This is a genomic window from Arthrobacter ruber, from assembly GCF_002954225.1.
GTDB classification, from domain to species: domain Bacteria; phylum Actinomycetota; class Actinomycetes; order Actinomycetales; family Micrococcaceae; genus Arthrobacter_D; species Arthrobacter_D ruber.
Genome location: NZ_PPTH01000010.1, coordinates 1 through 13,573, shown reverse-complemented (window position 1 = coordinate 13,573; position 13,573 = coordinate 1). Strand labels below are relative to the sequence as shown.

The following is a 13,573-nucleotide window of genomic DNA, read 5'->3' as shown; positions in this document are numbered from 1 at the left end:
GCAGAACCATGATCGGAGCCATCGCCGATGACGTCACCGGGGCCACCGACGTCGCTGTAGCTTTCCGCCGCCAAGGGCTCTGCGCCGGCATCTACTTCGGAGTCCCTGATGCGGGCACCATCGATTCGAATCTGGAAGCCGTGGTCATCGCCCTGAAATCCCGGACAATTCCGGTTGAATCCGCCGTGGTCCAAACCCTGGCGGCCGCCAGGGCCCTCAAAGCGGCCGGAGCAAGGCAGCTCTATTTCAAGTACTGCTCCACCTTCGACTCCACCCCGGCGGGCAACATCGGTCCCGTTCTCGATGCCCTGGTTGAATTGACCGAAACTGACAGTGTAGTGACAACGCCCAGTTCACCTGAACACGGACGGACGGTCTACAACGGCTACCTGTTCGTCAACGGCCTTCTCCTGGCCGAATCGCACATGCGCAACCACCCGCTGACACCCATGAAAGAATCCTCCCTCGTGCTCCTGATGGATGCGCAGACACCGAGCGGCTCAACCAGTTCCACTATCGGGCACGACGTGGTTCGGCAGGGACCGGCGGCTATCGTTTCGGCCATACAGGCTGCACGGACAGGGGCACGTTACCTTTTTCCTGATGCCATCACGGATGACGATCTGCTGGCCATCGCCCGTGCCGTTATCGATGAGCCCCTCGTCGCCGGCGCCGCAGGCCTTGCCGGGGCACTTGCCCGCGCGAAGGTCGAACAACAGGGCGGACTGGCGTCCCTCAATGAGGAAGAACTGCCAGCCGGCAACGCCGTGGTGCTGGCCGGAAGCTGTTCACGACGGACACTTGAGCAAATAGAGCACATGCACCGGGACGGCCGCCCGGCCTTCAGGCTCGACGCACTTGAGTGCCAGGATCCGGCCACCCTGGCTCAGGAAGCACTGATTTGGTTCGATGCGCTGCCAGATGGAGACGCGCCGCTGATCTATTCATCGCTTCCACCCGCTGAACTGCACGAAGTTCAAGAGACTCTCGGTGTCGAACGATCCGCTGACATCCTGGAGACAGCAATCGCCGAAGTCGCCCAAGAACTGAGAAAGCGTGGAGTCACCCGCTTCATCGCCGCCGGTGGCGAAACCTCCGGATCCATCGTGAACGCCCTGGGCGTGAGCGGCGGCATCATCGGCCCCGAAGCAGCACGCGGCGTGCCGTGGATCCACACCGCTCAAGGACTCGATGTGCTACTCAAGTCCGGAAACTTCGGCGAACCTGATCTCCTGGTCGCTGCTTCTAGTGACAGAAAAGGGAAATAAATATGGACGCTGTGACCGAAGCCGAGCAGGTAATCAGTGCTGCACGCTCACTGTTCAACCGTGGACTCACCCACGGCAGCACCGGAAACGTATCTCTGAGAACCGCAGCGGGAATCCTTGTAACCCCAACGGGATCAAGCCTTGGGGTCGTTACGGCCGAGGAACTGTCGCTTATCGACAGCACCGGGGCTCACCTCTCCGGCCCCAGGCCGTCAAAGGAAGCGTTCCTCCACGCGGCTATCCTCCGTGCAAGGCCAGATGCGAACGCCGTTGTCCACACCCATTCCACCTACAGCGCCGCCGTTTCCTGCCTGGCCGACGTGGATGACGCCAACGCTCTGCCGCCGCTTACCGCCTACTACGCCATGCGGGTCGGGACATTACCTCTGCTGCCGTACCACGCACCAGGAGACATGAGCCTGGAAGAACTAGCCGAGCAAGAGGCAACTCGCCACCACGCCTTACTCCTGAGCAACCACGGTCCAGTAGTCGCCGGTATGACCCTCTCCGCAGCGATGGATGCACTCGAAGAAATTGAGGAGACAGCAAAGCTCTTCCTGCTTCTGCGGACAGTCCCAACACGTCCGCTGACCGAAACAGAGGTAGCGGCGCTCCGGCCTCCTCGGTGAGGGTGACCCTACTGACTGCAGCTGAAAGGAAAGCATGACCACCGAGACCGAGACCGATAGCCACCGGGAGCCGTATGACCGCCCATGGTCCCTTGAGCCCGGAGACCTCGTGGAACTCCACAGGCAAGGCACTAAAGTCCGCCTCGGCACAGTCGAAGCCGTGATGCCAGATGGAAGTGGATTCTGGATCGGTGCTTTCGGTGCTGACGAACGACAGTTCGTCGACAGCAGCGACGAAACGCTCACCATCTGGTTCTGAAGACGTCCGCTCTAAAAAACGCCGGCACATACGCCCTAAAGCCGGTGAAGACCTCCACCGGTCTCCAGCCGCCTTCCTGACTTCCCGACTTCCCCAAAAGGACCACGCAGTGATCGGTTACCCTGCTCAGAACACCCCCCTCCGCGACCGGAATCTTGGAATGGAATTGGTCCGCGCCACTGAGGCCGCCGCAATCCGCGCGGTCTCCTTCGTAGGAAAGGGTGACAAGAACGCCGCCGACGGTGCTGCAGTGGACGGAATGCGTGCCTTCCTGTCCACCGTGTCCTTCGACGGGAGGATCGTCATCGGGGAGGGCGAGAAAGATGACGCCCCCATGCTCTTCAACGGCGAACGTGTCGGAACCGGCGACGGACCGGCCGTCGATATCGCCGTCGACCCTATCGATGGAACCAGCCTCACCGCGGCCGGACGACGTAACGCCCTGGCCATGATTGCCGTGACAGACAGGGGCGCCATGTTTGACCCCTCCGCGGTGTTCTACATGAACAAGATCGTCACCGGGCATGCCGGGGCGGGCGTCATCGATATCAACCGGCCCATCGGCGAAAACATTCGAGCCCTGGCGAAGGCAATGCAAAAACCTGTCGACCAGATCATCGTCGCCGTCCTGGACCGACCGCGACACGACTCCCTCATCCAGGACATCCGCACGGCGGGGGCCGCGACCAGGCTCCTCCTTGACGGCGACGTCGCCGGAGGCATCAACGCCGCCAGAGATGACTCCGCCATTGACATGTGCGCCGGGATCGGAGGAACCCCTGAAGGCATTATTACAGCCTGCGCAGTCAAAGCCCTCGGCGGCTTTATTCACGCCAAACTCGCACCAAAAGACTTTCAGGAACGCGAAAAGGCCATAGCCGCCGGGCACGACCTCAGCCGAGTCCTCTTCACCAACGACCTGATAACCAGCGACAACACCTACTTCGTAGCTACCGGGGTTACCGACGGCGACCTGGTAGACGGGGTACGCAGGGAAAAGCAAACCATCACCACCGAGTCCATCATCCTGCGCTCCCCCACCGGCACCATCCGCAGAGTCACCGCCAGCCATCTCGCTGCCCCCTGGCTACTTCCGCCTCAAGTGAAGCTTGCGCATTAGGAGGGATGCACTATGACACAACACATTGAAAATCTCTTGTCTCCACTGGCGAGGAGCGGAATATTGATCTCATTAGAGCCGCAAAGACCACAAGCACCCGAATGAGGGTTATCGGACTCCACAGACAGGATTGAGGACAGCGTTGATTGGAGTCCTGCAAGGATTCTTCGTGGTCGGCGTCGTCTTGGTCGTCGGATACACCCTGGGTAGAACGAACGCCCTGGGGCCCCAAGGAACGAAGGTGCTCTCCACCCTGACGTTCATGGTCGGATTGCCGAGCCTGATGTTCTCCATGATCGCCACCCGCCATATCTCCGACGTCCTGAGTTCCACGGGCTTGATCTCCGTCATCACAGCGGTGGTTGTCATGACGGTTTTCACGTTGATCGGCCTATTTGCCCGATGGGGAGTTCGCCGCACGACGATTGGTGCGCTGGCGACAGGGCTTGTGAACTCCACCAATCTCGGCGTCCCCCTTTCCCTCTACATCCTGGGGAACGCGACCTTCGTCACCCCCATCATGCTCTTCCAGCTGGCTATCATCACGCCCATCGCTCTGACGGTCCTCGACCTCACCAACCCCGAGGGTAAGCACGGCTCCTTAGGACGGATCTTGCTGATTCCCTTCCGCAACCCCGTCACCGTTGCCGCTATGAGCGGCATCATCGTCAGCGCTGCAGGCCTCAACATCCCGACGCTCGTGCTAAATCCGGTCACGCTCGTCGCCCAGATCACCGTGCCACTCATGCTCATCATTTTCGGCATGTCACTCCACGGCCTGGCTCCGCGCGCCCACGCAGCGGATATCGCCCCCATCGCTGTGGCTGTCACCTTGAAGTCGGTGGTCCAGCCTCTGCTGGCCTGGATGCTGGCGACCTACGTGTTCAAACTCAACGCCTTCGAAACCTTCGTCGTCACCGCGTGCGCGATCCTCCCGACCGCCCAAAATGTCGTCCTCTACGCCGTCCGCTACAGGACCAGCCAGAACCTTGCTCAAACGACAGCGATCATCACCTCCATCCTGGCCGTCCCGCTTCTCCTCGGAGCTGCATGGATGCTCAACTAGAGCGACAACCTTGGCAATGATGCCTCAACCCTTGCCCGAATACGGAGGCATGATGTTGCGCTTCGCGATGGGCGCGGTCGTGCTCGGGGATTCCTGCACTGCTCACACTCCACTTTCCGGGCACTTCTCGCCGGTCTTAGCTGTAGCTCCCACATTCGTCATCTGTTGATCCGATCTGTCGACTACTCCGCCGGAAGAGGCAGGTGGAATCACCCTAGGCACTTACGTTTTCGCACAGGACGATGTGGTCATCGCAGCTTAGGGTGGCTCAGTCTGTTTGCTGCTTGCAAGGCCGGCCATCGACTCGCGCGGTATGAGACGCACCGGCACTTTGTGGATTCCTGGTTTCAGTTCTCCGGTGAGTGCAGCCTGCAGCTCGGCCGCAACTGCTCGTCCCACTCCTTCGAGGTCCATGAGCGAACTCGGGGTCAGGGTTTGTTGGCGCGTGCGGTTCCGGTGGCTGCGGAGGTGCCCAGGTCGCTTCCGGGGAGTGCCTGCCCGGCGGTCAGTGCTGCGGCCCAGGCCTCGGTGGTCCCGACGGAGGCCCAGTTGGAGTTCAGCAGTGCGAGCAGGGTCGTGTGCACGGTCCTGGCGTCCGCGAAGCCGGCGTCGTTTGCGATGTTGATCGCACCGGTGGCATCGGAGAGGACTTCGGTGGTGAAGCCGAGGCCTTCGGCTTCGACGGCCGAGCCGAGAATGCAGTTGTTGGTCATGTAGCCCACGAGGGTGACGGTGTCGACATTCTGGTCACTCAGTCACTGTGTCAGGTCGGTGTCGGCATAGACCGACCCGTAATGCTTCACGACGCTCTTCCACGTCTCGGTACGACGGCTCTCGACCTCGGGATGGAGATCGTACTCCGATGTCCCAAGGGCGAAGACAGGGGCGCCTTCGCCTGCCGTGTGCTGAACGACCACGATCGGGATACCGGCGGCCGATCGACCACATCGCCGCAGACTGCGGGTTCGGCAACCCGGTCACTTTCCGTCAGAACTTCTCGACCGCCTTCTCGACCACCCCAACCCACTACAGACGCCGCTTCGACACCCGGCGCCCCGCCTAGCCTCTCCGCTACCGCCAGGTTCAGGCGCGAGCTCAGCAATGGTTTGGTAGCAGATGCCTACTGGTCAGCCCATCATCCGATCCGGGTCAGTGGTGGTACTGGTGAACGACGGCGTGGCCCTTGCCGTGGCTGATCAGCCAGCGGTTCGCGGGTGTCGTGATGATGAAGGCCAATGCCAGTGATCGGGCGAGTGCTTCCCGGAACAGGATGTAGGCGATCCCAGCGTCCATAGCGCCCGGAATAGTGAGCATGGCGGTGTTGTCGATGACCTCCATGACTGCGGTGGAAATAGTGTCAGCGGCGAGGGCAACCTTCAATGCGCTCCGCCAAGGAACCATGCGCAGCACCTCGGCGGGCGCACACCTGGTGAGGCAGTGCAGGGTTGCCGTCATCGATCAGGACGTCGCCGACGCCCCACCGTGTTGACCGTAGTAGTCGGTGGCCTGTTCTCGCTCATCTACTTCTCCTTCACCCTGCGTGCGTCGGACCACTTACGAGTCCAGCGCGGCGCTTTCCTCACTTGCCTCTAATACCCCCCTGGGGTATAAATGGTGGCGTATACCCCCGGGGGGTACCTACTACTTAGTGTCGATCCTTGAGGAGTTTCCATGTCCGCGAAGTTATCCGCCCCCTCGGGCGTACCTGCCACGCTAAGTAGTCGGAGTCTTGGTCTGGCATTACTGGTGGTTGCCAGCGCACAGCTGATGCTGGTCCTCGATGATTCGATTGCGAACATCGCCCTGCCGTCGATCCAGAACGAGCTCGGGATCACGCCCGCGAGCCTGCCGTGGGTGATCAATGCCTACATCCTGGCGTTCGGGGGTCTGCTCCTGTTCGGGGGAAGGCTTGGTGACCTCTTCGGCAGGCGGCGGATTCTGCAGATCGGTATCGGCCTGTTCACCGTGTCCTCTCTTGTGGCTGGGCTTGCGCCGGCGGGACCGGTGCTCGTCGCGGCTCGCGCTGTCCAGGGACTGGGGGCGGCGCTGACCGCACCGAACGCACTGGCTCTGATTACCACGACCTTTCCTGCCGGTCAGGCTCGGAACAAGGCGCTGGCACTGTACGGGGCGATGTCCGGTCTGGGTGTGACCGTGGGACTGCTGCTGGGAGGTGTGCTGACAGGGACGCTCGGTTGGCGGTGGGTGTTCTTCATCAACATCCCCATCGGACTCGCCCTGCTGGTAGGAACCCGGATCCTTGTCGATGCATCCCGGCACACCGGACGACTCGACGTTCCCGGAGCAGTTACTGGCACCGGCGGGATCGCCGCTATCGTCTTCGCCATCATCCACGGAGGTGAGCAAGGCTGGGCTGACCCGGTAACACTGATCGCGTTCGCCCTGGCCGCCGTCTTGCTGCCGGCGTTCGTCATCATCGAATCCCGCAGCGCGGACCCGATGCTCCCCTTGCGCCTGTTCGCCGACCGCAACCGGACCGGCTCCTACCTCGGCATGCTGTTTGTCAGCTTCGGGCCCATGGGCACTTTCTACCTGCTGACCCTTTACATGCAGCACATCCTCGAGTACGACCCCGTCCGGACCGGGTTGGCCTGGCTGCCCTTCGGCGCCGGCATCATCCTCTCCGCCGGCATCGCCTCGAAACTCGTCGCCAGGTTCGCTCCCCGCGTCGTCGCAGTCACCGGGATCCTCATCTCCACTGCCGCCATTCTGTGGCTGTCCACCATCACCCCGACCTCCGGGTACGTCCAGCACCTCATGGTCGGGATCTTCGCCGTCGCCGTCGGTTTCGGGTTGAGTTTCGTGCCCCTGACCCTCACCGCTGTCACCGGCGTTCGACCAGAGGACTCCGGCATAGCCTCGGCGTTGCTCAACGCAGCCCAGCAGATCGGTGTCGCCCTCGGCATTGCCGCCCTGTCCACCATCAGCGTCACCACCACAGAAAGCCGGGTACCAAACGCCCTCGCAGCCCTCCATCAAGCCCGTGCAGCAGGCGATACCGACGCAATGGCAACCGCTAGCCAGGCCATCGTCGACGGCTACACCACAGCTTTGAGCAGCGGAGCGCTCATCCTTGCCGCCGCGGCGCTCATCGTCACCCTCATGGTCACCGCCCGCCCGCAACACCAACAGAAGCTGGACGCAACGAAAGGGACAACCAATGCATGACCACCCGGCAGATGCCCAGTACATGAAGGAATTGAAGGGCAACGCCCCAGACATGGTGTCCGCATTCCTCGCATTCGACAAGGCCGTCTTCAGCAAAAAGACAGGCGACCTTGACCTGCTCGTTCGGGAGCTCATCGCCATCGATGTCGCAGTTACCACCCAGTGCCCCTTCTGCATTGAGGACCACGCGAAACGTGCCGTTGCTGGGGAAGCCTTCAAAGCCGACGTCGCAGAGGCCGTCATGGTCGCTACCGCCCTGCGTGTTGGCGGTGGAGTGACCCATGGATAGAAAGCAATTAGAAGCATCGGTGAAGAAGACTAGGTGATGCGCAGACAGACGCCGCGCGAAGAGTGCCACGCTTCTTCTGAAGCAACTCGTCCCGGACTCTTGCTAGTATCGGCTGACTGTAGCGGGCACCAAAGCATGGAGTGGATCAGCCGTTGGTCAGCACCCTCCCTCTAGAGCAATGATTCACCCTGCGCCCTCGGCTACCGTCGGGTACAACTGTGATGGTCACGCGCGATAGGACCGGTGATCCGACCTGTGAGCCTCGTTCCTCATCCTGAATCCAACCGATGCTGTTCTAACGCCTCAGGGAGCGAGCACCTCTGGTAGCAACCCCTTGGCCGTTCCGTGCCCGCTGGAACCCGCGTACCTTCGCCACGAGGTGGAGCAGGTGACCGAGTTGGGACAAGGTGTGGACTCCATGGGCTCCGTCAACGTGCTTGATGCTGTATGAGGCTGTGGGATGACGTAAGCCCTCCTCTTGAGTACGACCACCACGGCCCGCACCATAGGGGCGGCATCACCTCGGTCGGTAGGTATTCTCCGCGGCCATCAGCCGTTAGGTAAAAGTCCGATGGGCAGGGTTTCGAACCGTCCATCTGTGGGTCAGTCCTTGGCTGTTCGTGGTCCCGAAGGAGCCGACCGTCCGATGCCGATCTTCATCGGACCCCTGCGCAGTCAGGAACGGTTTCCCCTCGAAACCGTGTGGCTCTGGGTACGATTTAAGAACCATTTGACCAGTAGCTGCCGATTTTTAGTGATGTATGGCTTACATGGTTCTTAAGTTGTATCGTGGATCACAGACACTGCAACGAAGGAGTCCGTCTTGAAAATCACCATCATTGGTTCTGGCCAAGTTGGTCTGACCTGGGCGCAAGCGCTCACTGGGAGTGAGACCTGCGATGTATCCCTCTCGGATCCTTATCCCCCAGCCGCGGCCACCCAGTGGGCTATGGAGGTGGGCTTGTCTATCCACCCGAACATCTCGGAGTGGATCACCAGTTATCACCTCATCCTGGTATGCGTTCCCGGTTCGGTCCTGCCGGGTGTCGCAAGGTCGCTCGCTCAGCACGCGAAGCCCGGTTCGATCATCGTCGACATGACGACGGCTGCCGCGCAGGCCAAGCGGGACGGTGCCTCGCTCGCCACTGCAGCAGGCATTGAATACGTCGACATTGCCATTACGGGGGCTGTGGCCCTGAGCGGGGTGCGTACCCCCCTGCTTTACGGTGGTGCACGCCTCGGGGTCGTCGAGGAACTGTTCGCTGCCGTCGGCGCTCCCGTGCGGGTCCTTCCCGACAGCCAGCCTGGTGATGCCGTCACGGTGAAGCTGCTGCGTTCGGTGATCATGAAGGGTCTTGAAGCCCTGGCACTTGAAGCCCTTCCCGCCGCGCGAGCCTATGGTGTCCTCGACCAGCTCTACGCCGTGCTGAGCGATGTTGACCAGGCACCCTTCGCTGACCTCCTCAACAGCATGGTCGCCACGCATCCCGCACACGCTGCCCGTAGACACGCGGAAGTACTCGAAGCAGCTGCTCAGCTGGACGCCGTAGGGCACCCCAGCGAACTGACGCAACGGGTCGCCGAGAAATACGCGTCGACCGTTGAGAACACCCGACTTCTGGGTGCGCCCAGCGGTCCTACCGCCGAGGCGTCCCTGAACTGGCTGGACAGAGTCGCCAAACACCATTCATCGCAGAACCTTACCGAAACGGAGGTGCCAGCATGAGCACCCCAGTAAAACGCGTCCGCGTCGGGGATTCCACTCTACGGAAGATCAAATTCCGAGTGCTGCCCCTGCTGATCATTCTTTACATCCTCGCCTTCATCGACCGCGCGAACGTCGGTTTCGCGGCCCTGTCGATGAATGAGGACCTCGGCATCACCACCACCCAGTTCGGCCTCATCGCTGGCCTGTTCTCCATCGGCTACTTCCTCTTCGAAGTTCCCAGCAACCTCCTGATGCGCAAGGTCGGCGCCCGCCGGTGGATCGCCAGGATCCTGGTCACCTGGGGCGTCGTCGCCACAGCAACAGGATTCGTCCAGAACTTCGAACAGCTCGCGATCGCCCGCTTCCTGCTCGGCGTTGCCGAAGCAGGGTTCTTTCCCTGCGTCATCCTGTACCTGACCTTCTGGTTCCCCGAGCGCGAACGCGCCCGCGTCGTCGCACTGTTCATGATCGCCCTGCCCTTGGCGACTGTCATCGCCGCTCCCCTGTCAGGCCTGATCCTCGACCACGTCCACTGGTTCGACATCGAGAGCTGGCGGTGGATCTTCATCCTCCAGGGCTCACCGGCGATCTTCATGGCCATCGTCGTCCTGTACGCCCTCGTCGACTCACCATCGCAGGCCAAATGGCTCACCGATGAGGAGAAGTTGTGGTTGGACACCACCCTGAAGGCCGAGCAGGCAGCAAAGCTCGAACGCCACGGCCACGTGTCGTTCTGGCGCAGCCTGGCCGGCGGCCGGGTCCTCGCCCTGGCCCTGATCTACTACAGCAAGTCCGTAGCGATCTACGTCCTGGCGTTCTTCACCCCGCAGATCATCGCCGCCGCGTCCAGCCAGCTCAGCAACACCTCCGTCGGTTACATCACCGCGCTGCCCTACGGCATCGCAGCAGTCTTCATGGTGTTCTGGGCGCGTCACTCCGACAAGACCCGTGAGCGTCGCTGGCACGTCGGTATCCCGCTGATCACAGCAGGTGTGGGACTAGCCCTGATGCCCTTCGCCGTCAACAACCTCCTGCTTTCCATCGCCCTCCTGACAGTTATCACCGTCGCCGTCTACGCCACCTACGGACCGTTCTGGTCACTGCCATCCCTGTTCCTCACCGGACAATCCGCAGCCGTCGGCCTTGCCGCCATCAACTCCCTGGCCAACCTCGGCGGTTTCATCGGCCCGTTCGGCTTCGGCGCCCTGAACGATGCCACGGGCAACAACAATTGGGGACTGGGACTGGTCAGCGCGACCTGCCTCATTGCCGCAGCAATGGTGGTCGGCCTGAAGTTCGTCAAGCAGGCAGAAGCCACTGCCCGGGTGGCAGAGGCCAAAGCTGACGCCGAAGCCGAGTACGTGCTGACCGAAAGCGAAGCAAAGTGACCACCGCCGCGGACATTGCAGGCACAACACCCGCCGGCAGTATCGGTCGCCTGGCCGCTCTCGGAGCGGCCACCGTGTACGAGGCCAACGGCCAGCAGGATGCGCTGGACCCAGCCCTCAAACCGCTCGACCCGACGTCTAGAGTCGCCGGCCGCGCGGTCACCGTCGATCTTGAACCTGGAGATAACTGGTACATCCACGTAGCCCTGCTCGAAGCCGGTAAAGGCGACATCCTCGTCGTCGACGCAAAAGGCTATACACAGGCAGGCCCCTGGGGGGATGTACTAACACTGGCTGCTCAGGAACGCGGTCTCGCCGCCCTCGTGATCGACGGTGCCGTACGGGACAGTCAGGAGATCATCGCCTCAGGCTTCCCCGTTTTCACCCGCGGTATCTGCATCCGCAAGACAACGAAGGTCCAGCAGGGCAAGGTCAACGTTCCGGTCATGATCGGCGGAGTCCTGATCAATCCAGGAGACATCCTCGTAGGGGACGCGGACGGCCTCGTCCGGGTACGCCCCGACGACGTGGAAGCCGCCGTTGCTTCGTCTGAAAAGCGCGAACAAAAGGAGGAAACTATGCGGACCAAAATCCGGGAAGGAGCCTCGACGCTGGACCTGCTCGGCCTGAGCAAGCCGTAGAAACCGGACCGGCATAGTAACGTCGGATTCAGTCAGCAGACGGCACGGGTTGGGGGTGTGATGGACACGCAGCGTCAGGATGTGTTGCATGACCTGCGAGTCAAGATCACCACGGGCAAGCTCCCCCCAGGGAGTCACCTAACGGAGCGGGCGCTCTGCACCGAGTACGCAGTCAGCCGCACTCCTATCCGCACCGTACTGCGGGAGCTGGCAAACGAGGGCTTGGTCGTCGTCGCACCCCATCGGGGAGTATTCGTCGCCGAGTGGACCAACGCCGACGCAGCAGAGGTCATGGCCATCCGATCGCTCCTTGAATCCCACGCAGCAGGCCTCGCGGCGCACAGCCGGACGGACTCCCACCTTGAGGAGCTGGACCGGCTGTGCGCCAGCATGGAGACACTGGCAGAGAACCAGCCCGAAGGATTCCGCGCTCAGATCGCAGAACTCAACCACAAGCTCCACCTTCTGATCCTGGAGTCCGCAGCTTCACCTCGACTGTTCAACATCGCAAAAGACCTCGCTCTGGCTCCACTGATGTCTGGTTCCTTCCAGTACTACTCCGCCGAAGAACTCGGCAGAAGCCTGCAGGACCACAGGCTGATCATCGCCGCCATCACCGACAACGACGAACACCTCGCCCGGGCGCTCATGGAAAGCCACCTCCGTACATCCTTTGCAGCCTTCACCCGCAGGCGCCGGCCCACCGAATAGCTCATCGCACCTTCAGGGGCGCACTGCGCATGCTCACCATCAACCGTGAAAGTCGGAGAAGGCGAAATGCCCAAACTCTCGAGTGGATCTCTCACTCCGCCACCGCGGAGGACCGAGTGTCCGTCGAATCAGATTCGATGAGGTCGACATTCTCCTAGTTGGGCAACTAACCCAAGCGACTACAACGAGAACGACAGGACTCCGCTGACATGCCGCAACCTCTTTATCGCCGAGTCACACCGTACGCGGTACCCCCTAACGCGTTCTTCAAGAATGTCAGGCGGACTGGCTGGATCGGCCTGCAACCACAGGACCGGGTCCTCGTTAAAGAAGAGAAAAAGCCCACCTACGAGGCCGTCGTTGACATGATGACCGAAGACCTAACAGTTGTTTGGGTGATTCCAAGCACAACGGGGACCCGACGCGCTTTTCACTCGAGCGATGACGTTGACATCACCGTGGTCCAGATCAGCAGGGCCAAACAGAACAGATAGCACCCCGGTGCTACTGAGAACACTGGCTGAGGCAGGACCTGGAGAATTGGATACTCGACACCTTCCTACATCTCGGACGGGAACATTCCGAGCGCGAGTGCCTTAGACATGGATTGCTCGCAGTCCGAGCGGGTCCTCATCAGCATCGATTCCCACCTTGGCTGCGCCTACCGAGCGGTCGCACTGCACGACGTGTTGAACTCGCCTCTAGCGATACGCCCCGTTCTCGAAGCCGACACCGAGACGATCCTGATGCAAAACCTCAGGACTCAATGGCCACCACATCGGTGGGTTGAAGCGTGGTGTCAGAAGGCCAGGACGGCGATCCCCGACTCAATCGCCATGCGAACCCGCTAACCATTCGTAGTGTCCATCTGGTCCAGCTGGTACTTGTGGCCCAACCACTATTGGGGCCGTAGGCCCCCGGCGGCGCCTTTCCTGTATGCGTATCAATCAGGTAATTACTGTTACCGCCACCTCGGCGCCGGTATCCACGGCGGTGNGGGCGGCCACCTCGGCCCCGGCATCCGCGGCGGGGTAGGTCGGTGGGTGGACGGCGGCCATCTCCTCGAGGACGCGGACGACCTGACAGCTGTAGCCGAACTCGTTGTCGTACCAGACGTAGAGGACGGCGTGGTGCCCGTCGGCGATGGTGGCCAGGGCGTCGACGATGCCGGCGCGGCGTGAGCCGACGAAGTCGGTGGAGACCACTTCGGGGCTGTCGATGTAGTCGATCTGCTTGCGCATGGTGGAGTGCAGGGACACCTCGCGCAGGTACTCGTTGATCTCGTCCTTGGTGGTGGGGTTCTCG

At 61.6% G+C, this 13,573-nt stretch carries 13 protein-coding genes and 1 pseudogene; 11 read left to right on the top strand and 3 right to left on the bottom strand.

Annotated elements, in window-relative coordinates:
* Positions 1–8: 8 nt before the first annotated feature.
* The 5 genes from otnK (at position 9) to CI785_RS01545 (ending at position 4,342) form a co-directional block, all read left to right on the top strand.
* Positions 9–1,268: a 3-oxo-tetronate kinase gene (gene otnK / locus CI785_RS01565; RefSeq protein ID WP_105030353.1), complete on the top strand. Its 1,260-nt coding sequence runs from the start codon at positions 9–11 to the stop codon at positions 1,266–1,268.
* A 2-nt stretch (positions 1,269–1,270) separates the two neighbouring features.
* Positions 1,271–1,897, top strand: a complete 627-nt coding sequence (gene otnC, locus CI785_RS01560) for a 3-oxo-tetronate 4-phosphate decarboxylase (protein ID WP_105030352.1) — start codon at positions 1,271–1,273, stop codon at positions 1,895–1,897.
* Between the two features lie 34 nt (positions 1,898–1,931).
* The gene (locus CI785_RS01555) at positions 1,932–2,156 is read left to right on the top strand and encodes a hypothetical protein (protein WP_105030351.1); all 225 of its coding nucleotides are present in this window, start codon (positions 1,932–1,934) and stop codon (positions 2,154–2,156) included.
* A gap of 160 nt (positions 2,157–2,316) precedes the next feature.
* The gene (glpX, locus tag CI785_RS01550) at positions 2,317–3,276 is read left to right on the top strand and encodes a class II fructose-bisphosphatase (RefSeq protein ID WP_105030350.1); all 960 of its coding nucleotides are present in this window, start codon (positions 2,317–2,319) and stop codon (positions 3,274–3,276) included.
* A 169-nt stretch (positions 3,277–3,445) separates the two neighbouring features.
* Complete coding sequence (locus CI785_RS01545) at positions 3,446–4,342, top strand: AEC family transporter (RefSeq protein WP_240614942.1); 897 nt, start codon at positions 3,446–3,448, stop codon at positions 4,340–4,342.
* Positions 4,343–4,770: 428 nt separating this feature from the next.
* Here CI785_RS01545 and CI785_RS17415 read toward each other — a convergent pair whose 3' ends face one another.
* Both CI785_RS17415 and CI785_RS01530 read right to left on the bottom strand, forming a co-directional pair.
* Positions 4,771–5,097 carry an isochorismatase family protein gene (locus tag CI785_RS17415; RefSeq protein WP_276307995.1) on the bottom strand — a complete coding sequence of 109 codons (327 nt, stop codon included), beginning with the start codon at positions 5,095–5,097 and terminating at the stop codon, positions 4,771–4,773.
* Between the two features lie 394 nt (positions 5,098–5,491).
* Complete coding sequence (locus CI785_RS01530) at positions 5,492–5,743, bottom strand: DUF4396 domain-containing protein (protein WP_240614940.1); 252 nt, start codon at positions 5,741–5,743, stop codon at positions 5,492–5,494.
* A gap of 345 nt (positions 5,744–6,088) precedes the next feature.
* Between CI785_RS01530 and CI785_RS01525 the strand changes: the two genes are divergently transcribed.
* The 6 genes from CI785_RS01525 (at position 6,089) to CI785_RS01500 (ending at position 12,268) form a co-directional block, all read left to right on the top strand.
* Positions 6,089–7,531, top strand: coding sequence for an MFS transporter (locus tag CI785_RS01525; protein ID WP_240614939.1), 1,443 nt, complete (start codon positions 6,089–6,091; stop codon positions 7,529–7,531).
* Positions 7,524–7,820 (top strand): carboxymuconolactone decarboxylase family protein, encoded by a 297-nt coding sequence (locus CI785_RS01520; protein WP_105030346.1) that lies wholly within the window; start codon positions 7,524–7,526, stop codon positions 7,818–7,820. The genes CI785_RS01525 and CI785_RS01520 overlap by 8 nt, the downstream gene beginning before the upstream one ends.
* 793 nt (positions 7,821–8,613) lie before the next feature.
* Entirely contained in the window at positions 8,614–9,546 is a 933-nt protein-coding gene (locus CI785_RS01515) for an NAD(P)-dependent oxidoreductase (RefSeq protein WP_276307994.1), read from the top strand.
* Entirely contained in the window at positions 9,543–10,916 is a 1,374-nt protein-coding gene (locus CI785_RS01510) for an MFS transporter (RefSeq protein ID WP_105030344.1), read from the top strand. Before CI785_RS01515 ends, CI785_RS01510 begins: the two co-directional genes overlap by 4 nt.
* The gene (locus CI785_RS01505; protein ID WP_240614938.1) at positions 10,913–11,557 is read left to right on the top strand and encodes a 4-carboxy-4-hydroxy-2-oxoadipate aldolase/oxaloacetate decarboxylase; all 645 of its coding nucleotides are present in this window, start codon (positions 10,913–10,915) and stop codon (positions 11,555–11,557) included. Before CI785_RS01510 ends, CI785_RS01505 begins: the two co-directional genes overlap by 4 nt.
* Before the next feature lie 60 nt (positions 11,558–11,617).
* Positions 11,618–12,268, top strand: a complete 651-nt coding sequence (locus tag CI785_RS01500; RefSeq protein WP_105030343.1) for a GntR family transcriptional regulator — start codon at positions 11,618–11,620, stop codon at positions 12,266–12,268.
* Positions 12,269–13,215: 947 nt separating this feature from the next.
* Here the strand turns inward: CI785_RS01500 and CI785_RS01495 are convergent.
* Positions 13,216–13,573: pseudogene (locus CI785_RS01495) on the bottom strand (hypothetical protein); the annotation flags it as partial.